Below are 19,203 nucleotides of genomic sequence, written 5' to 3'. Positions count from 1 at the left end.
GCTAGACGCCGAGCGCCTCCAGAACGAGGCCGCTGGCGCTGGTCTTGGCGCGAGATTTGATCTCGGCGATCCGGGCGCTCACGGCCTGGGTGTCGGAGAAGACGAAGCCTTCCGGTAGCCCGAGCACGGCGATTGAGCAGCGCATCAGCGGAAAATCCTTGGCCGTGCCATCGCGACCGTGACCGCTGATGCGCCCCTCTGCCTGATGCTCCGGCAGATAGAGCTGGCGGACATCGGAGGCAAAATCGTCGAGCAGGCGGTGAAGGATGGCCTGCAGCTCATCGACCGAGCAACCGCTGATGCCGACGAAGAAATCGTCGCCGCCGACATGACCGAGGAACTTCTCTTCGCCGATGAAATGCCGTCGCAGCAATGCCGCGAAAAGCGAGATAGCCAGGTCGCCTTTCTGGAAACCGTAGGTATCGTTGAACGGCTTGAAATTGTCGAAGTCGCAGTAGCAGAAATAGCGCGGCTGATCGCCGTCGAGGATCGCGTCCTGAACGTAATCGCGGATGGCGCGATTGCCGGGCAGCCCGGTCAACGGGTTCTGCTCCTGCGCCGTCTTCAACTGCTTCTCGTTGATGATCTTGAGGAGCGACGATGCCGACAGAATGCCGGCGTAACGCATGTTCTCGGTCAGGATCACGCAATCGCTGCCGTCCATGCCGGCGAAGATCTTCAGCATCTCGTCGGCCGGCGTATCGAGATCGGCGATCGGCGCCGGGCTTGCGAAATGCGAGATGCGGCGCTGGTAGAGCCGGTTCTTGAGCAGATCGCGGCCGAAGGGGTGATAGATCATCTCCTTGACGTGGTATTCGTGCAGAATGCCGCGCGGCTCGCCATTGGCGTTGAGTACCGGAAAGAATGGCTGGCGCGGATTGAGGCGGAAGAGATCGAACGCGGATTCGAGTTCGTCGCTTTCGCGCACCGTCGGCAATTGCTCGATCTGCTTGCGGATGAGAATGCTGTCGAGCGTCGCCGACGACCGGTGACCGCCGCCATTCACGGCCAGATGCGGATAGGCCGGCTGCAATTCGCTCAAGTGCGTCGTCGGTCGGGCGATGAAATAGCCCTGCACCAGGTCGCAGCCGAGGTCGCGACAGGTCTGGAATTCCGCCTCGGTCTCGACGCCTTCGGCAATGACCCGAGTGCCGAGCACATGGGCGGTGTTGACGGTGTGGCGCACGAGGTGACGCTTGCGCGCATCCGCCTCGATGCCGGAAATGAAGTGCCTGTCGATCTTCACATAATCGACGGGCTGATCACAGAGCAGTTTGAGGCCGTTGAAACCGGCGCCAAAATCATCGATGGCCAGCTTGAAACCGGCCAGCCGGAGCTCGCGGACGAGCGCCGAGAAATCCGGCATCTTGCCGCTGTCGAAGCGCTCGGACAGCTCGAAACACAGCGACGACGGCGCGATGTTGGCGCGTTTCAGGTGGTTGACGAGGCGCTCGACAATCGCGTTTTCGCCGCCGACGAGGCGGGAATCGAAATTCAGGAACAGCGTGCGGGTGGAGAACTCCGGCAACGTCGCGAATGCGGCGACGGCGCGGCTGTTGACCATATGCTCAAGCGCCAGAAGCTGGCCGGCCTCCTCGGCCTTATCGAGCAATTCCAGCGGCGAGGCAAAGCCCAGCTTTTGAAAGCCGCGCATCAGCGACTCGTAGCCGAAGACGGCGCCGGTTGCCGCCTCGACGATCGGCTGGAAGGCGCTTTCGATCACAAGCTTTGCAAGCGTTACGATCTGGTCGTCGCCGAACCGGCGAAGCGAGAGAATTTCGGCGGGGGCGGCGGACATGCCGGGCTCCAGAAACTTGAGAACGGACGATCGGACGGCCGCAGCATGGCGGCCAAGAGTCAACGAAGTCTTTCCCCTGTATGAAGCTTTGATGAAAGCTACATGACAGCTCCGCCCGCGCTGATCACTGTCGAACTTGCTAATAAAATCAGCAGTTTCATCTAGCTTTTCGAAACTGCGGATAACGTGTCGCTGCAGGTTCAGGCGAGAGCAAGAACGGGGACATGGCCGACACCGATAACCAGGCACAAAGGCCCATAGAGACGCCGGTCCAGAGTGGCGAAAGGCTCCTGCGGATGGCGGCCACGGAAGATCGGCGTGAACGCAAGGACGCCGCGGACAAGAAAGATAGCGGCAATCAGCACCATTCCCATCCATACCAAGCTCGCCGGCAAGATCGATGGCACACCAGAAACAAATATCAGTGGCAACAGGCCTGCGATGAAGATCAGGATCGCGACCAACACCGTCAAGCCGGCGGATGGCATGGTTTCCAAGCCGGACGCGCCGACGACGGTTTTCGCCAGGGACGCTTCGTCGTGACCCGGCCAGAGGCCACCCCAAGCCCAATAGGCGTGAAGGACGGCAATCACCGAAAGAACAAGGCAAATTGCCGAAGCAGACACAAGTGATACCAACTTATCCTCCATCGAAAGGTTCTGGCCGCTGCGCTCAGGCGGCCAACTTGCTCAACTTCAAGGGCGTTGAACGCAACCCCAACAGTGCGAGAGCGGAGATCAGCAGGAACACGATCCATTGCGGCGTCTGCCAGAGGGTGCCGACATAGGCGAGCCCGTAGCCGATGAAGAGGCCGGCATAGGCGAGATATTGCGCAACGACGGCACCGGCGAGCGTCTGCCGATGGCGGCGGGCGGCCGATGCCCAAAGCAAGGCGACGCTGTTGACGGCAAGGACGGCTGATGTCGCATGCCAAAGCAGCGACACATAGACCTTGAGGACGGGCGAAATATCAGCCGCAAGCAACGGATCATGCACGTCGGGTCCGCCCGCCAGCACATGAATGCCTGTGGTCAGAAATGAAAGTGCCGCTGCCGAAAGAAGCCAAAGGTTCATGGTCTCATCTCCAAAACCAACCATACGGTAGCGTATGTACGCACACCTGTTGCGTGAGTCAATACGGTGGCGTATGGATGCGAAATGACAACAAAAACATCCCTTTCGAGCGACGACTGGATCAAGGCGGCCTTCCGTGCGCTGTCGCGCGGAGGCGTGCAGGCAATCAGGGTCGAGGCGATCGCGCGCGATCTGAAAGTCAGCAAGGGTTCGTTCTACTGGCATTTCAAGGATGTGCCGGATCTCAAGGCGCAGATGCTCGCGCACTGGTCCAGCCAAGCCACGGATGCGATCATCGCGGATCTCGAAGCGAACGACGGGTCGGGGCGCGAACAGCTGAGGCTGCTGGTGGAGGCTGCCACCGACGATCGCAACCTCGCCTATGGTGGCGTTCGTGCGGAAGGCGCAATCCGCGAATGGGCACGTTACGACAGCGCTGCCGCGACCATACTCAGGGCGGTGGACCAGCGGCGGCTCGCCTATGTCGCCGAACTGTTCGAGCGATGCGGCTTTTGCACCGCCTTTAGCCGAAGCGGCGCAAACATTCTCTATGGCGCCCTGATCGGGCTGGAGGCGCTCGCCTCAGGCGAACTCGCCGATCTACGCGCTGAAATGCTTGCGCTGCTTGCAGCACTTCTCCAGGGTGGCGACAGCTCACGAGCCTAGCGGCTTAGCCCTTCGCCAAAACCCCAAACGCGATCAGCGACAGGCCCTGCATCACCAGATCGACCGCCAGGAACAGGCCGAGGATCCACAGGCTGTTGACCGGCCAGCCGGCAGCAATGATCAGACCGGCGGCGAGCGTGACCAGGCCGCCGAGTGCGACCCAGCCCCAGCCCTGGATCGGCCGCAGTTTGAAGCTGACCCAGATGCGGAAGCAACCGGCAACGATCAGCGCCACGGCCATCAGGAAGGTGAGGACGGACGAAGCCAGCACCGGATTGATGAAGGCGAATAGCCCGGCAATGGCGTAGCAGGCGCCGCTCAGCACCCAATAGAGTACGCTGTCCCAGCCCTTGACCTGGAAGGCATGGGCGAGATTGAGCAGGCCGCCGATCAGCATGATCAGCCCGACATAATAGACCGAGGCCACCGTCGCCATCAGCAGATTGCCGAAGGCAAGACCGCCGCACATGATCAGGAGCACGCCGAGCGCGACGAACCATCCCCATTTGCCGGCAATCGCCGCCTTGCCAGCCGGATCGAATGCATCGGTCATTTCAACCTCCAGTCCTTCGAGTATCCAGAACGCTACCAACGGATTGAGCCGGATTTCTCTGTAAAAAGAAAGAGAAAACATCGCAGATTTTTATTGATTGATGAGTCAATCAAAAATAAACTGACCCTCGTCAAGGGAGAGACGGATGCCCAAGGTCGGAATGGAGCCGGTGCGTCGCAAGGCGCTGGTGGATGCAGCGCTGCGCGTGATCGGCGATCAGGGCACGCTGGCCGTCACCATGTCCGAGATTGCCCGCAATGCCGGCGTCTCCCCAGCGCTTGCCCATCACTATTTCGGCAGCAAGGAACAGTTGCTGATCGAGACAGTCCGCAGCCTTCTAAGGCAGCTGCGCGACGATACGGTGACGGCGTTGAGCGTAGCGGCAACGCCGCGCGAGAAGCTGAGCGCATTGATCCGCGTGTCGTTCCAGGCAAGCCAGTTTGCGCCTGACACCATCGCCGCCTGGCTTGCCTTCTATTCCGAAGCGCAGCGCTCGGAGGACGTGCGCCGCTTCCTCGTCGTCTATGCCCGGCGACTGCGCTCCAACCTGATGGCGAGCCTCAAGGCGCTTTGCCCTGTCGATGACGCGGAACGCATCGCGGAAGGCGCAGCTGCGATGATCGACGGGCTCTACATCCGCCAGAGTCTGCGCTCTGCGCCGATCGGCATCGAGGCCTCGATCGCGCTGACGGAAGACTACGTCACCTCGCATCTTGACCAGCTCCACCGCCAAGGACGGGCCATATGACCGCCAGACCGAATATCCTGATCATCATGGTCGACCAGCTGAACGGAAAGTTCTTTCCGGACGGCCCGGCGGAATTCCTGCATGCGCCGAACCTGAAGACCCTTGCCGCCCGCTCCGCCCGCTTTCGCAACAACTACACCTCATCGCCGCTCTGCGCGCCGGCCCGCGCCTCATTCATGGCCGGTCAGTTGCCGAGCCGCACCCGCGTCTACGACAACGCCGCCGAATACCAGTCGTCGATCCCGACCTATGCCCATCATCTGCGCCGCGCCGGCTATTACACGGCGCTGTCGGGCAAGATGCATTTCGTCGGTCCGGACCAACTACATGGTTTCGAGGAGCGCCTGACGACCGACATCTATCCCGCCGATTTCGGCTGGACGCCGAACTATCGCAAGCCGGGCGAACGCATCGACTGGTGGTACCACAACCTCGGCTCGGTCACGGGCGCCGGCGTCGCCGAGATCACCAACCAGATGGAGTATGACGACGAGGTTGCCTTCCTCGCCAACCAGAAGCTCTACCAGCTGTCGCGCGAGAACGACGATGCCGGTCGCCGCCCCTGGTGCCTGACCGTCTCCTTCACCCATCCGCACGACCCCTATGTCGCGCGCAAGAAATTCTGGGATCTCTACGAGGACTGCGAGCATCTGTTGCCCGAGATCGGCATGCTGCCGGAGGAAGAGCAGGATCCGCACTCCAAGCGCATCATGCATTCCTGCGACTACGTCAATTTCGACCTCACGGAAGACAACATCCGCCGCTCGCGTCGCGCCTACTTCGCCAACATCTCCTATCTCGACGAAAAGGTCGGCGAACTGATCGATACGCTGACGCGCACCCGGATGCTCGACAACACGCTGATCCTGTTCTGCTCAGACCATGGCGACATGCTGGGCGAGCGCGGCCTGTGGTTCAAGATGAACTTCTTCGAAGGCTCGGCGCGCGTGCCCCTGATGGTCGCCGGCCCCAGCGTAGCGCCCGGCCTGCATCTGGCACCGACATCGAACCTCGACGTGACGCCGACGCTTTGCGACCTTGCCGGTATCTCGATGGACGAGGTGAAGCCCTGGACGGACGGCATCAGCCTCGTGCCTGTCATCAACGGCGAGGAGCGCACGGAGCCGGTGCTGATGGAGTACGCTGCGGAAGCGTCCTACGCGCCGCTGGTCGCCATTCGCGAGGGCAAGTGGAAATATATCCACTGCGCGCTTGACCCGGATCAGCTCTATGATCTCGAAACCGATCCGCTGGAACTGAAGAACCTCGCAGCAAACCCGGAGACACCGGTGCAGGCGGCAACGCTCAATGCGTTTCGCGACATGTGCGCCGCCCACTGGGACATGGAGGCCTTCGATGCCGCGGTGCGCGAAAACCAGGCCCGGCGCTGGGTGGTCTACGAGGCGCTGCGGAACGGCGCCTACTATCCCTGGGACCATCAGCCGCTGCAAAAGGCATCTGAACGCTACATGCGCAACCACATGAACCTCGACAATCTCGAGGAATCCAAACGCTATCCGCGGGGAGAATGACATGAGAGCCCAACCGCAAGCCTCGCACTTCATCGACGGCGAGTATGTCGAGGACATCGCCGGCACCGTCATCGAAAGCATCTATCCCGCGACCGGCGAGGTGATCGCCCGGCTGCACGCCGCAACACCTGCGATCGTCGAAAAGGCGATTGCCGCTGCCAAGCGCGCGCAGCCGGAATGGGCGGCCATGAGCCCGACGGCGCGCGGCCGCATCTTGAAGCGCGCTGCCGAGATCATGCGCGAGCGCAACCGCGAACTTTCCGAGCTCGAGACGCTCGACACCGGCAAGCCGATCCAGGAGACGATCGTCGCCGACCCGACGTCCGGCGCCGACTCGTTCGAGTTCTTCGGCGGCGTCATCGCCACCGCCCTCAACGGCGATTACATCCCGCTCGGCGGCGACTTCGCCTATACCAAGCGTGTGGCCCTCGGCGTCTGCGTCGGTATCGGCGCCTGGAACTATCCGCAGCAGATCGCCTGCTGGAAGGGTGCGCCGGCGCTTGCCGCCGGCAATGCCATGGTCTTCAAGCCATCGGAAAACACCCCGCTCGGCGCCCTGAAGATCGCCGAGATCCTGATCGAGGCTGGCCTGCCCAAGGGTCTCTACAACGTCATCCAGGGCGATCGGACGACCGGTCCGCTGCTCGTCAATCACCCTGACGTCGCCAAGGTCTCACTTACCGGCTCGGTGCCGACCGGCCGCAAGGTCTATGAGGCCGCCGCTGCCGGCCTTCGCCACGTGACGATGGAGCTTGGCGGCAAGTCGCCGCTGATCGTCTTTAACGATGCGGACCTCGAAAGCGCCATCGGCGGCGCCATGCTCGGCAACTTCTATTCCACCGGCCAGGTCTGCTCCAACGGCACCCGCGTTTTCGTGCAGAAGGGCATCAAGGATGCATTCCTTGATCGCCTCAAGGCGCGCACCGAAGCGATCGTCATCGGCGATCCGATGGACGAGGCAACCCAGCTCGGTCCGATGGTGTCAGGGGCGCAACGCGACAAGGTCTTCTCCTATATCGAAAAGGGCAAGGCAGAGGGCGCGCGTCTCGTCACCGGCGGCGGCATCCCGAACGCGGTCAGCGCCGACGGCACCTATATCCAACCGACGGTCTTTGCCGACGTCACCGACGAGATGACCATCGCGCGCGAAGAAATCTTCGGGCCTGTCATGTGCGTTCTTGACTTCGAAGACGAGGCGGACGTCGTCGCGCGCGCCAATGCCACCGAATTCGGCCTGTCGGCCGGCGTCTTCACCGCTGACATCACCCGCGCCCACCGGGTGGTCGACCAGCTCGAAGCCGGCACGCTGTGGATCAACACCTACAATCTCTGCCCGGTGGAGATCCCCTTCGGCGGCTCGAAGCAATCCGGCTTCGGGCGCGAGAATTCCGTGGCGGCGCTCAACCACTACAGCGAGTTGAAGACCGTCTATGTCGGCATGGGGCCAGTGCAGGCGCCGTATTGAGGTTTGAGCTTGCCCCTCACCCTAGCCCTCTCCCCGCGCGGGGAGAGGGGACGTGGCCGATCGAAACGCCCGGCCGGGACGCCAGAGAGGGAACGGAGCGTTGCAGCAAGGTCCCTTCTCCCCGCAAGCGGGGAGAAGGTGGCGGCAGCCGGATGAGGGGCATGCCGAGGGCAGTCAGGTAGAAGAAAGACCACGCTTATGCAGGCAGATTACATCATCATCGGTTCCGGCTCCGCCGGTTCGGCGCTCGCCTACCGCCTCTCCGAAGACGGCAAGAACACAGTGCTGGTGCTGGAATATGGTGGATCCGACATCGGCCCCTTCATCCAGATGCCGGCCGCACTTGCCTGGCCGATGAGCATGAAGCGTTACAACTGGGGCTATCTCTCCGAGCCCGAGCCGAACCTCAACAACCGGCGCATCACGGCGCCGCGCGGCAAGGTGATCGGCGGCTCTTCCTCGATCAACGGCCTCGTCTATGTGCGCGGCCATGCGGAAGACTTCAACCGCTGGGACGAGCTCGGCGCGCGCGGCTGGTCCTATGCGGACGTGCTCCCCTACTTCAAGCGCATGGAAAATTCGCATGGCGGCGAAGCCGGCTGGCGCGGCACCGACGGTCCGCTGCATGTCAGGCGCGGCCCGGTTCACAACCCGCTGTTCCACGCCTTCATCGAGGCCGGCAAGCAAGCAGGCTTCGAGCTCACCGACGACTATAACGGCTCGAAGCAGGAAGGTTTCGGGCTGATGGAGCAGACCGTCTGGCAGGGGCGGCGCTGGTCGGCGGCCAACGCCTATCTGAAGCCGGCGATGAAGCGGCAGAACGTCTCGCTCGTGCGCTGCTTCGCCCGGCGGATCATCATCGAGAACGGCCGGGCGACCGGTGTCGAGATCGAGCGCGGCGGCAAGATCGAGATCGTCAAGGCGAACCGCGAGGTGATCGTCTCGGCCTCGTCGTTCAATTCGCCGAAACTGCTGATGCTCTCGGGCATCGGTCCGGCCCAGCACCTGAAAGACATGGGCATCGAGGTGAAGGTCGATCGCCCCGGCGTCGGCCAGAACCTGCAGGACCACATGGAGTTCTATTTCCAGCAGATTTCGACCAAGCCTGTGTCGCTCTACTCCTGGCTGCCCTGGTTCTGGCAAGGTGTGGCCGGCGCGCAGTGGCTGTTCTTCAAGAAGGGTCTCGGCATCTCCAACCAGTTCGAGGCCTGTGCCTTCCTGCGCTCCGCTGCCGGCGTCAAGCAGCCCGATATCCAGTATCACTTCCTGCCGGTGGCGATCAGCTATGATGGCAAGGCCGCCGCCAACACGCACGGCTTCCAGGTGCATGTCGGCTACAATCTTTCGAAGTCGCGCGGCAACGTCACGCTGCGCTCGTCCGATCCGATGGCTGACCCGGTGATCCGCTTCAACTATATGAGCCACCCGGAGGACTGGGAAAAGTTCCGCCACTGCGTGCGCCTCACCCGCGAGATCTTCGGCCAGAAGGCCTTCGACCACTATCGCGGCCCGGAAATCCAGCCAGGCGAAAAAGTGCAGAGCGACGAGCAGATCGACGACTTCCTGCGCGAGCACCTTGAAAGCGCCTATCACCCCTGCGGCACCTGCAAGATGGGCGCCAAGGACGATCCGATGGCGGTGGTCGATCCGGAAACCCGCGTGATCGGCGTCGATGGCCTGCGCGTCGCCGATAGCTCGATCTTCCCGCACGTGACCTATGGCAACCTGAACAGCCCCTCGATCATGACCGGCGAAAAGGCGGCCGACCACGTTCTCGGCAAGCAGCCGCTGGCGCGCTCCAACCAGGAGCCGTGGATCAACCCGCGCTGGGAGGTCAGCGACCGATAAGGATCGCATGCACTAGAGCGCCGTGCGTTCAGACGAACGCACGGCGCTCTAGTACTTTGATTCTAGAGCATCTTATCCGCTTTCAGTGATTCCACTTGAAAGCGGGACGCTCTAGACGGCACGCTTTCCTCGCATTCGACAGCCGCAATGTCTGCGGCATGTCACATTCACTGACGCTATCTCGTCCTGTCTTCTCGAAAGCCCGAGATGAAGGAGACGAACATGACATTGAGGCTCGACCCGCTTGCCGCTACTGCCCCGGCGATGCCATCATGGCCCCTCGTGCGGGTCGGCTATCCCTCGGCTGATTGTGCCGTGCAGCGATGGTGGGCGTGATGGCCGAGATGACCGATGAAGACGTCAGAACGACCTTCGACCCGCTGCGTCCGCGACTGATCCGCATCGCCTATCGGATGCTGGGTTCCGTCAGCGAGGCCGAGGATATCGTCCAGGAGGCATTCCTGCGCTGGCTCGACGCCGACCGTGTGGCCGTCAAGGAACCATCCGCGTTTTTGCGCCGGATCGTGACACGCCTTTGCCTCGATCAGTTGAAGTCGGCGCGGCGGCGGCGGGAAACCTATCTCGGGCCGTGGCTGCCGGAACCGGTCATCGAGCAGAGCGACGACCTTGACGATATCACCTTGCCGCTGATGATGGCGCTCGAGCGCCTGTCGCCGCTCGAACGGGCGGCGTTCCTGCTGCACGATGTCTTCGGCCTCAGTTTCGATGAGATCGGCGAGACGATCAGCCGCAAACCGGCGACCTGCCGCCAGCTCGCCAGCCGCGCCCGCGTCAACATCCGCAGTGCACGCCGTCGCTTTGTCATGCCGCGTGAGCAGGGCCTTGAAATCGCCTCCGCCTTCTTCGTGGCCTCCCGTAGCGGCGACATGCAGCAGCTTCGTTCGCTGCTTGCAACGGAGGCGATCGTCTATGCCGATGGCGGCGGCAAGACGGTGGCGCCAAGACGACCGATCGCCGGCCTCGATCAGGTGATGAAGCTGCACGCGTCGTTGGCGTTGATCTTTGCAGAAACGATGTCACGGCTCGTTCGCTACGACTTCATCAACGGCCTGCCCGGGTTCATCACCATCGAAGACGGCGAAATCCTACAGACGACCGCCCTTCAGATTGAACAGGACCGGATCACCGCCATCTATGTCACGCGTAATCCCGAGAAGCTGAAGCATCTCCCGGAAACGCTGAAGCATTTGCACAGTCACGTCTTTCATTGAACGACGCGTGACTGCGCCCCGGCGAGCGCGCGCAGTCCCCGAAGCCGGTCACGCCACACCACCAACCCTGCGAAGCTTGCCGTCAACGTGCAACGCGCCGACGGCCCGCGTCTTTGCTCGCGCGGCAAACCATCACCACAAACCAAAGGAAACCAAACCATGGACAACATATGCATCGCCGTCATCTATCACAGCGGCTATGGTCATACCGCACGCCAGGCGGAAGCCGTCAGAGCCGGCATCGAGCGTGTCGACGGCACGCAATGCCTGCCCTTGACCGTTGAGGAGGCACCGGCGCGCTGGAGCGATCTGCTCTCGGCCGAGGCAATCATCTTCGGCACACCAACCTATGTCGGAGGCCCGTCGGCCGCGTTCAAATCTTTCCAGGAGGCGAGTTCAAACGCGGTGATGGCCAAAGGCTATCTCTGGAAAGACAAGATCGCCGCCGGCTTCACCAATTCGGGAACGGCTTCCGGCGACAAGCTCGCGACACTAATGCAACTCGCACTCTTTGCTGCCCAGCACGGTATGCACTGGATCAACCTCGACCTGCCACCGGCCAACCACTCGACAACAGGGTCTCCTGATGATCTCAACCGGTTAGGCTTCTGGCTGGGCGCAGGGGCGCAGTCGAATGTCGACCAGGGTGCCGATCTGGCGCCGCCCCAATCCGATCTCGCCACCGCACGGCATCTCGGCGAACGCGTGGCCGAAGCAACGCTGCAGTTCGTGCGTGGCAGAACGCTCAAGCAGGAGCCGGCCCTCCCCGTGTGGAGAACGGCAAACGACCGATAGAATCAGCATCAGAGAAAGCCGATCCAGCGCCCAGCCAGAAGCGCCGCCGGCCACACCGCCAGCGAGACGGCTGCCCGGATGCGAAGACGCCATGAGACCGGGCCGCCATTTACGGCGGCCCGCCAGGCGCCGCCCATATGCACACTGACAGCGTTGGCGGCACCGATCCCGAGCAGGACAATCTTTGTGACGAAGGCAGCATTGGCGATGTAGGCCGCCGGGCGCACGCTGAAGAGGCAGAAGCCAGTGGTGATCGCCAGGGCCAGACCGACCGCGGCAGCACGCGACAGAAACGGCCCGAGCACTTCAAGCGAGGTGTTGCCGAAGAAACCGAGCAACCGCAAATCCAACGGCACGATCGCGCCGATCAGAAGCGCGATCGCTAAGATGTGGGCCGCGTTGACGACGAGGTAGAGGATCGCCGATCGCCGCATCGCCGATGCCAGCGGCCACGCGGCGAGCCACTCCAGTAGCTCCGCCGCACTCATCCACCGGTCCGGATACGTTCCGGGTAAATGTCGAAGGTCTTGCCGGCCACCGTCACGCGCACCGCCTTCATGCGCTTCTCGTTCGGATCGAGCGAGCGATTGCCCAGCACCACGATCTGGTCGCCAACCTTGGCGACACCTTCGACGAAGCCTGACCGTTCCGTCTGTCTGGGATTGCCCAGCTCGACGCGCCAGAGCCCGTCCTTTTCGGTTTCGACCTGAAGCGTCGGATGCGGCGGCGCCATCGAAATCTCGCGGATCGTGCCGGCGAGTTCGATCTGGTCCGCCTCCGCCCAGGACCAACCGTGATGGGCATAGGCGCCTGTGACCAGAAGCAGCGTCACCATGCTTCCGGCAAGAATGCGGCCAGGAAAGGATGTCATCATCTCCCACTCCCTGATTTGCCTCGGGGCGGCAAGATTGAACCCGAAGCGTCGGATGGGAAAGCATCGCTCGTTCAACAAATCTTGAGCAGTCCGGCTGTCAGGCGATGGTGGCATCGCCACGCGTCGCACCACCGCGAACTGATGGTTGCATTATCCTTGCTCAACAGCTTAAAATTTAGCCATTCTTAATCTCCGGTTGTTATGTCTAGATAAGACGGAGTGAACGCTTGGCGGATGTGCCATGACGGCAATTTGCTGCATGAGTTTGCGTGCTCCATCGGATCATCGTCATCTCCCTTGCCAAGGCAAGCACGCCAACTGATGACTTTGCGGCGCCGTCCGCAGCCATCGGATGAGGACGAATTTGCCTTGCGGGCAACCGAAGAGCGTTTTCATGACAATCAAAGCACGCCTGCTCGTGTGTCTGTCGCTGCTCGCCGTGGCCATGCTGGTCATGATCGTCACGGCATTCAATGCGATGACATCGATTTCCAAGCGCACGGAATCCATCGTTGCCGATCGGTTGCTGCCGGTCGATCAGTTGAAGACGGTCTCGGACATGTATGCCGTCGAGATCGTCGACACGACCCACAAGGTGCGAAGCGGCGCGCTCGACTGGCGTGCTGGCAGGCAAGCGATCAACGCCGCGCTTTCCACCATCGACGCGCAATGGCGCAGCTACGAAGCGACAAGCCTCACACCGGAAGAAGAGAGACTGAAGGAGACCTTCGACAGTGCCCGCGTCGCAAGCGACGCCTCGATCCGCGATCTCATGCAGATCCTGGAGCGGCAGGACAAGGCGGAACTCGAACGCTTCGTCGATATCAGGCTCTATACCTCCGTCGACCCCCTCGCCGCGCCGATCAGCGACTTGATCAAGCTGCAGCTTTCCGAGGCAAACAATGAACTCAAGGCGGCCAAGGCCGAAAAGGACAATCTGACCCTCTGGCAAACCGTCATCACCGGCTTCGCACTGGCTATACTCGCAGCGACAGTGTGGTTCGTCATCTCAGGCCTCTTCCGGCCGCTGACGAAACTGCGCGAAGCCATGCGCCGGCTTGCCGCCGGCGATCTCAAGGTGGCGATCTCCGGCGAAGGACGCCGGGACGAGATCGGCCAGATGGCCGGCGCCGTCGCCGTCTTCCGCGACAACGCGCTTGAGCGCCAGCGATTGGAGCAGGAAGCGGAGGCAAATCGCTCGCTTTCGGAGCGTGAACGGGAACAGCGCGAGGCACAAAAAGCCCGAGAAACAGCCGAAGTCCAGGCGGCCGTCGAAGCGCTGGCCTTCGGGCTCGGTCGCCTTGCCGAAGGCGACCTTACCTATCGCATCGGCGCAGCACTTGCCGATCGGCTGGACGCGCTTCGCACCAACTTCAACAGTTCGGTCGGCAATCTCGAGGATGCCCTGCGCTCCGTCGGCGACAACGCCCGCAGCATCAATGCCGGCGCCAGCGAGATCCGCTCGGCGGCCGGCGACCTGTCGAAACGGACAGAACAGCAGGCGGCCTCCGTCGAGGAGACGGCCGCGGCACTCGACCAGATCGCAACGACCGTGGCGGATGCCAGCCGGCGCGCAGAGGAAGCCGGAAGCCTGGTGGCCAGAACCCGCGGCGCGGCGGAAAAATCCGGCGAAATCGTCGGCAATGCCGTCACCGCCATGAGCGGCATCGAGGCCTCCTCCCGTGAGATCTCCAGCATCATCGGCGTGATCGACGATATCGCCTTCCAGACCAACCTGCTGGCGCTCAATGCCGGCGTCGAGGCTGCCCGCGCCGGTGAGGCCGGCAAGGGCTTTGCCGTCGTTGCCCAGGAGGTGCGCGAACTCGCCCAGCGCTCGGCGCAGGCCGCCAAGGAGATCAAGGTCCTGATTGCCACCTCCGGCGCCCAGGTCAAATCCGGCGTCAGCCTGGTTCGCGAAACCGGATCCGCGCTCGAGGGCATCATTGCCGAGGTGCAGGAAATCAGCGCGCATGTGACGGCGATCGTCGAAAGCGCCCGCGAGCAGGCGGCCGGCATCCAGCAGATCAACACCGCGGTCAATTCGATCGACCAGGGCACCCAGCAGAATGCGGCGATGGTGGAGCAGTCGACGGCGGCAAGCCACAGCCTCGCCCGCGAGGCCGGTGCGCTCAACGATCTGCTGATGCGCTTCAAGACCGGCAGCGAGCGCCAGGCGCCCACGTCTGTCACAGCCACCACGACCATGCGGGAGGCCGCGCCCTCCCCTGTCCATGCTCTCGGCCGTAAACTGGCGGGCACCTTCGGCGGCAAGGCGCAGCAGGCCGCCAACTGGACCGAATTCTGAGCTCTACCCCGGGGGCGCGAACAAGCGCGTCCCCGGGGTAGAGCTGCAAATGGCAGCGGATACGGCTCAAAGGCTCGACATCAGCGACCGCGAATTGAAGTATAAAGTCTAGTATTTTACTAGCTTATCTTGTGTTTTTCACTGCTTTTCGATCTGAGAGGCAGATTTGCTCCAAACGCGCAGCATTAGAAACCGCTATTTCTGTCCCTCGTCACACCTGGCTGCGATATTCCGCTGAAGTTGGAACAGGACGCAGCCATGACCACGTCATCCCTCGACGCCACCGCAAAAGCTCTGAACGAAGCGCTTGAAGGCCTGGATCTCGCAGGGCGTCTGGCGCTCGTTGCCGGCCTTGAAGGTCGCACCGTCTTTACGACGTCGCTCGGCATCGAAGATCAGGTGATCACGGCCGTCATCGGCAAGAACAAGCTGGCGGTCGATGTTGCCACGCTTGAAACCGGTCGCCTCTTCAATGAGACGGTGGCACTGATCGACGAGACGGAAGAGACCTACGGCATCCTGATCAAGCGTTACCATCCGGAAAAGGCCGACGTCGACGCCTACGCGGCGCAGTATGGCCTCAACGGTTTTTACGACAGCGTCGAGGCCAGGCATGCCTGTTGTGACGTGCGCAAGCTGAAGCCGCTTGCGCGCGCACTTGAGGGCGCCAGCTACTGGGTGACGGGACTTCGCCGCGGCCAGTCCGGCAACCGGGCAGCGACCCCCTTTGCCGAAGCGGATGCCGAACGTGGCCTCATCAAGATCAATCCGCTGGCCGACTGGGACATCGAAACCATTCGCGCTCACGTCGCTACCAACGCGGTCCCGGTAAACCCGCTGCATGCCCGCGGTTACCCCTCGATCGGCTGCGAGCCCTGTACCCGCGCCATCAAGCCGGGCGAGCCCGAACGGGCCGGCCGCTGGTGGTGGGAAAACGACGAGAAGCGCGAATGTGGTCTTCACGTGCCTGAAGCTGCCGTCTCAACCATCCCGAACTCGAGCAGCGCCGCCTGAGGGCTGGCGCGCTCCTCCCAAGACAAAGATCCTCCCGGAGACTGAAATGCCCCATACCCATCCGGAAACGGAACTGCACAATCCGCAGAGCACCAAGCCGCCGCTTGATCCGCATCTGAAGGCCCTGGAAAACGAAGCGATCCACATCTTCCGCGAAGTGGCCGCCGAGTTCGAACGGCCGGTGATGCTCTATTCGATCGGCAAGGATTCCTCGGTGCTGCTGCATCTGGCGCGCAAGGCCTTCTATCCCGGCCGCGTTCCCTTTCCGCTGCTGCACGTCAACACCGGCTGGAAGTTCGCCGAGATGATCGCGTTTCGCGACGAGATCGTGAAGCGCTACGATCTCGACCTGATCGAGCACGTCAATCCGCGCGGTGCCGCCGAGAGCGTCACGCCGTTCAGCCACGGTTCGGCGCTCTATACCGACATCATGAAGACCGAGGCGCTACGCCAGGCGCTCGACGCCGGCCAATATGACGCCGCCTTCGGCGGCGCTCGCCGCGACGAAGAGGCCTCGCGCGCCAAGGAGCGCATCTACTCCTTCCGCACCCCCGACCACCGCTGGGATCCGCGCAACCAGCGCCCTGAGCTCTGGAACGTCTATAACGGCATGGTGCGCAAGGGCGAAAGCGTGCGCGCCTTCCCGTTGTCGAACTGGACCGAAGTGGACATCTGGCGTTATATCCAGGCCGAAGACATTCCGATCGTGCCGCTTTATTTCGCCAAGAAGCGCCCTGTCGTCGAACGCGACGGCATGATGATCCTTGCCGAAGATCAGCGCCTCGAACTGCTGCCGGGTGAAACCAAGCGCGACGAAGTGATCCGCTTCCGCACGCTCGGATGCTTCCCGCTGACCGGCGCGATCCGCTCCGACGCCACGTCGCTCGACGACATCATCTCCGAACTTGAAACCGCGACCGTATCCGAACGCCAGGGCCGCGCCATCGACCGCGATCAATCCGGCTCGATGGAAAAGAAGAAACGCGAAGGATATTTCTGATGACCGCACCAGCAACCGCGAATGCCGTTCAGGAAGACGCAGCCGGCCACGTTCTGGCGTTTCCGGCCGCCGACACGGCGCGCGCCACGCGCGACAGCCGTCCCCTCCGCCTCATCACCTGCGGTTCGGTCGACGACGGGAAGTCGACGCTGATCGGCCGGCTGCTTTGGGACACCAAGGCGGTCAAGGAAGACCAGGCGGCCACGCTGCGGCGTGATTCCAACGGCAAGCAGAACGATCTGGGTCTGCCGGATTTTGCACTTCTGCTCGACGGCCTCCAGGCCGAGCGCGAACAGGGCATCACCATCGACGTTGCCTATCGCTATTTCTCGACCGACAAACGATCCTTCATCGTCGCCGACACGCCCGGCCACGAACAGTACACCCGCAACATGGCAACCGGCGCCTCGACGGCCGACCTCGCGGTGTTGCTGGTCGACGCCCGCGTCGGGCTGCTCGAGCAGACCCGGCGGCACGCCACCATCGCAACCCTGATGGGCATCAAGCAGTTCGTTCTGGCGGTCAACAAGATCGATTTGACGGACTACGACCGCGCCCGGTTCGAACAGATCAGCCACGAGTTTCGCGAGCTGGCACTGTCGCTCGGCGTGCGCCAGGTGACGGCAATTCCGCTTTCGGCGCTGAAGGGCGAAAACGTCGTTTACGACGGCCGCGCTTCGATGCCCTGGTACGATGGCCCGACACTGGTCGAGGTGCTTGAGCTGGCGACGACACGCTCCGCCCAGACCGTCGGCTTCCGCCTGCCGGTGCAGCGCGTCTCGCGCCCGGGCGAAAGCTTCCGCGGCTACCAGGGAACGGTTGCCGGCGGCTCGGTCAAGCCGGGCGACAGCGTCGTGATCCTGCCCTCCGGCATGGTCGCCAACGTCACCAAGATCGTCACCTTCGACCTCGTGCGCAACGCCGCGGTTGCCGGCGATGCCATCACGCTGGTGCTCGACCGCCAGGTCGACGTTTCGCGCGGCGACATGATCGTCGCCATCGACAGCCAGCCGCTGACGGGCCTTGCCTTCGACGCCCATATCGTTGCATTGCAGCCGGACGGCATCCAGCCGGGCAAGCGCTACTGGCTGAAGAGCGGTAGCCGCCGCCAGCGTGTCCAGGTGCAGCCGGCAAGCCAGCTGGACCTGCAGACGGGCAAATGGGAACACGCCGAGCAGTTGTCGATGAACGCGATCGGCAAGATTCACCTTGTCTTCGACGAACAGGCGATTTTCGATCCCTACGAGCAGAACCGGACGACGGGCGCCTTCATCCTGATCGACCCCGACACCAACAACACGGTGGCCGGCGGCATGATCACGGCCAAGCGCTCGGCACTCGGCGGCATCCATACGGAAGACGCCCGTGTGATCCTGTCGCTGCCTGCCGATCTCGCCGATCAGCTGATGGCAACCGAGTTGTTCGCGGGTCGTCGCGAGGATGCCGAAGTGCGTCGCGTCAGCGCCGGCAAGGCGAGCGAGATCATCGACACGATCGACGGCTGACCGCCGGTCAACCAAGATCAGAAAAGGGCCCCTCCGGGCCCTTTTCCGTTTCTGCATCTCTATTCGACACCTCGCCAAATTGCTCCGGCGCACCTTCCCGAAACGACCTGTCGCGCTACTTCGCAGGGATCGGGAAGGAGGAGCAGCCATGATGCTGAACCATGAACGGGAAGAGGTGCCGCGCCGAGGCTTTCCTGGGCGGGCCGTGACGATCGAGGCCTTCGCACGAAAGTATCGGCTCGACGCGGAGGAAACAGAACGGCTCCAAAGCCAGTTTGGCCCCAAGGCCGGCGAGATCGAACTGCTGCAGGCCGCGCGGCGCAACGGAATGCCGGAGGAGTAATACCACCTGCGCCGAAATGCCGTTACAGCGCCGCGCGTCAAAGATGACGCGCAAAGGACGCGGTTAGCGCTTTAATCTTGCTGCATGATTTTCCCCTTAGATCGATTTCGATTCAAGGAATAATGCAGTCAATCACGACCGTTGCTCGATGCCCGGAAGCACCATCGTCAGCGGGGCGGGATCTGCGTGCTGCCAAAGCTGGTAGCCGACCACGCTGCCGAGGATGGCAGACCATATGGCGATCTCGCGAAATGTGAATATCGGTTCCTTCAACATCTGAGCCTCACGGGGAGAACGATTGTTGAAGACAATATCGCCTTTATTGTTCACCCTGATAAGACATCACTCAGTGAACAGGCCGTTTCAAATTGAACAATAACGGAGCGTGACGCGTTGGGCGCCCATGCGCTTTCCCTACGCTGTCGTCGCGTCTCGGATCCCGGTACCGAGA

Annotated in this window: 19 protein-coding genes; 12 read left to right on the top strand and 7 right to left on the bottom strand. The window is 62.4% G+C overall.

What is annotated here, in order from left to right; genetic code table 11:
* Nucleotide 1 precedes the first annotated feature (1 nt).
* The 3 genes from AC244_RS20705 to AC244_RS20695 form a co-directional block, all read right to left on the bottom strand.
* Nucleotides 2–1,798 carry a GGDEF domain-containing protein gene (locus AC244_RS20705; protein ID WP_053250788.1) on the bottom strand — a complete coding sequence of 599 codons (1,797 nt, stop codon included), beginning with the start codon at nt 1,796–1,798 and terminating at the stop codon, nt 2–4.
* Between the two features lie 200 nt (nt 1,799–1,998).
* Nucleotides 1,999–2,436, bottom strand: a complete 438-nt coding sequence (locus AC244_RS20700; protein ID WP_161807884.1) for a DUF3995 domain-containing protein — start codon at nt 2,434–2,436, stop codon at nt 1,999–2,001.
* A gap of 34 nt (nt 2,437–2,470) precedes the next feature.
* Nucleotides 2,471–2,872, bottom strand: coding sequence for a hypothetical protein (locus AC244_RS20695; RefSeq protein ID WP_053250705.1), 402 nt, complete (start codon nt 2,870–2,872; stop codon nt 2,471–2,473).
* An 84-nt stretch (nt 2,873–2,956) separates the two neighbouring features.
* On the opposite strand from AC244_RS20695, the gene AC244_RS20690 reads away from it, so the two are divergent.
* Complete coding sequence (locus tag AC244_RS20690) at nt 2,957–3,538, top strand: TetR/AcrR family transcriptional regulator (protein WP_053250704.1); 582 nt, start codon at nt 2,957–2,959, stop codon at nt 3,536–3,538.
* A gap of 4 nt (nt 3,539–3,542) precedes the next feature.
* Here the strand turns inward: AC244_RS20690 and AC244_RS20685 are convergent, their stop codons facing one another.
* Entirely contained in the window at nt 3,543–4,091 is a 549-nt protein-coding gene (locus tag AC244_RS20685; RefSeq protein WP_053250703.1) for an HdeD family acid-resistance protein, read from the bottom strand.
* A gap of 145 nt (nt 4,092–4,236) precedes the next feature.
* Here AC244_RS20685 and betI point away from each other — a divergent pair, with 145 nt between their 5' ends.
* The 6 genes from betI (at nt 4,237) to AC244_RS20655 (ending at nt 11,711) form a co-directional block, all read left to right on the top strand.
* A complete protein-coding gene (gene betI, locus AC244_RS20680; RefSeq protein WP_053250702.1) occupies nt 4,237–4,839 on the top strand; it encodes a transcriptional regulator BetI in 603 nt (200 codons plus the stop codon).
* Nucleotides 4,836–6,371, top strand: a complete 1,536-nt coding sequence (gene betC, locus AC244_RS20675; RefSeq protein ID WP_053250701.1) for a choline-sulfatase — start codon at nt 4,836–4,838, stop codon at nt 6,369–6,371. The genes betI and betC overlap by 4 nt, the downstream gene beginning before the upstream one ends.
* A gap of 1 nt (nt 6,372) precedes the next feature.
* Entirely contained in the window at nt 6,373–7,836 is a 1,464-nt protein-coding gene (gene betB / locus AC244_RS20670; protein WP_053250700.1) for a betaine-aldehyde dehydrogenase, read from the top strand.
* A gap of 198 nt (nt 7,837–8,034) precedes the next feature.
* Nucleotides 8,035–9,684: a choline dehydrogenase gene (betA, locus tag AC244_RS20665; RefSeq protein ID WP_053250699.1), complete on the top strand. Its 1,650-nt coding sequence runs from the start codon at nt 8,035–8,037 to the stop codon at nt 9,682–9,684.
* 335 nt (nt 9,685–10,019) lie between these two features.
* Nucleotides 10,020–10,916: a sigma-70 family RNA polymerase sigma factor gene (locus AC244_RS20660; RefSeq protein WP_053250787.1), complete on the top strand. Its 897-nt coding sequence runs from the start codon at nt 10,020–10,022 to the stop codon at nt 10,914–10,916.
* A 159-nt stretch (nt 10,917–11,075) separates the two neighbouring features.
* Nucleotides 11,076–11,711 (top strand): flavodoxin family protein, encoded by a 636-nt coding sequence (locus tag AC244_RS20655; protein ID WP_053250698.1) that lies wholly within the window; start codon nt 11,076–11,078, stop codon nt 11,709–11,711.
* A gap of 8 nt (nt 11,712–11,719) precedes the next feature.
* Here the strand turns inward: AC244_RS20655 and AC244_RS20650 are convergent, their stop codons facing one another.
* Together AC244_RS20650 and AC244_RS20645 are read right to left on the bottom strand one after the other, a co-directional pair.
* Nucleotides 11,720–12,199, bottom strand: a complete 480-nt coding sequence (locus AC244_RS20650) for a hypothetical protein (protein ID WP_053250697.1) — start codon at nt 12,197–12,199, stop codon at nt 11,720–11,722.
* On the bottom strand, nt 12,196–12,585 hold the full coding sequence (locus AC244_RS20645; RefSeq protein WP_053250696.1) for a DUF6152 family protein: 390 nt from the start codon (nt 12,583–12,585) through the stop codon (nt 12,196–12,198). Before AC244_RS20645 ends, AC244_RS20650 begins: the two co-directional genes overlap by 4 nt.
* A 394-nt stretch (nt 12,586–12,979) precedes the next feature.
* Here AC244_RS20645 and AC244_RS20640 point away from each other — a divergent pair, with 394 nt between their 5' ends.
* From AC244_RS20640 to AC244_RS20620, 5 genes are all read left to right on the top strand, one after another.
* Nucleotides 12,980–14,890, top strand: a complete 1,911-nt coding sequence (locus AC244_RS20640) for a methyl-accepting chemotaxis protein (protein WP_053250695.1) — start codon at nt 12,980–12,982, stop codon at nt 14,888–14,890.
* 258 nt (nt 14,891–15,148) lie between these two features.
* Nucleotides 15,149–15,904, top strand: coding sequence for a phosphoadenylyl-sulfate reductase (locus AC244_RS20635; protein ID WP_053250694.1), 756 nt, complete (start codon nt 15,149–15,151; stop codon nt 15,902–15,904).
* 46 nt (nt 15,905–15,950) lie between these two features.
* The gene (gene cysD, locus AC244_RS20630; protein WP_053250693.1) at nt 15,951–16,904 is read left to right on the top strand and encodes a sulfate adenylyltransferase subunit CysD; all 954 of its coding nucleotides are present in this window, start codon (nt 15,951–15,953) and stop codon (nt 16,902–16,904) included.
* Nucleotides 16,904–18,409, top strand: coding sequence for a sulfate adenylyltransferase subunit CysN (gene cysN, locus AC244_RS20625; RefSeq protein ID WP_053250692.1), 1,506 nt, complete (start codon nt 16,904–16,906; stop codon nt 18,407–18,409). The genes cysD and cysN overlap by 1 nt, the downstream gene beginning before the upstream one ends.
* A gap of 148 nt (nt 18,410–18,557) precedes the next feature.
* Complete coding sequence (locus AC244_RS20620; protein ID WP_053250691.1) at nt 18,558–18,752, top strand: hypothetical protein; 195 nt, start codon at nt 18,558–18,560, stop codon at nt 18,750–18,752.
* Between the two features lie 132 nt (nt 18,753–18,884).
* On the opposite strand, the gene AC244_RS37625 is transcribed toward AC244_RS20620, so the two are convergent.
* On the bottom strand, nt 18,885–19,028 hold the full coding sequence (locus tag AC244_RS37625) for a hypothetical protein (RefSeq protein ID WP_202596099.1): 144 nt from the start codon (nt 19,026–19,028) through the stop codon (nt 18,885–18,887).
* Nucleotides 19,029–19,203: the final 175 nt, after the last annotated feature.

It is taken from the genome of Ensifer adhaerens (assembly GCF_001270265.1).
GTDB classification, from domain to species: domain Bacteria; phylum Pseudomonadota; class Alphaproteobacteria; order Rhizobiales; family Rhizobiaceae; genus Ensifer; species Ensifer adhaerens_B.
Note: the sequence above shows the minus strand (reverse complement) of the source record. Positions and strands in the feature narration are given on the sequence as shown.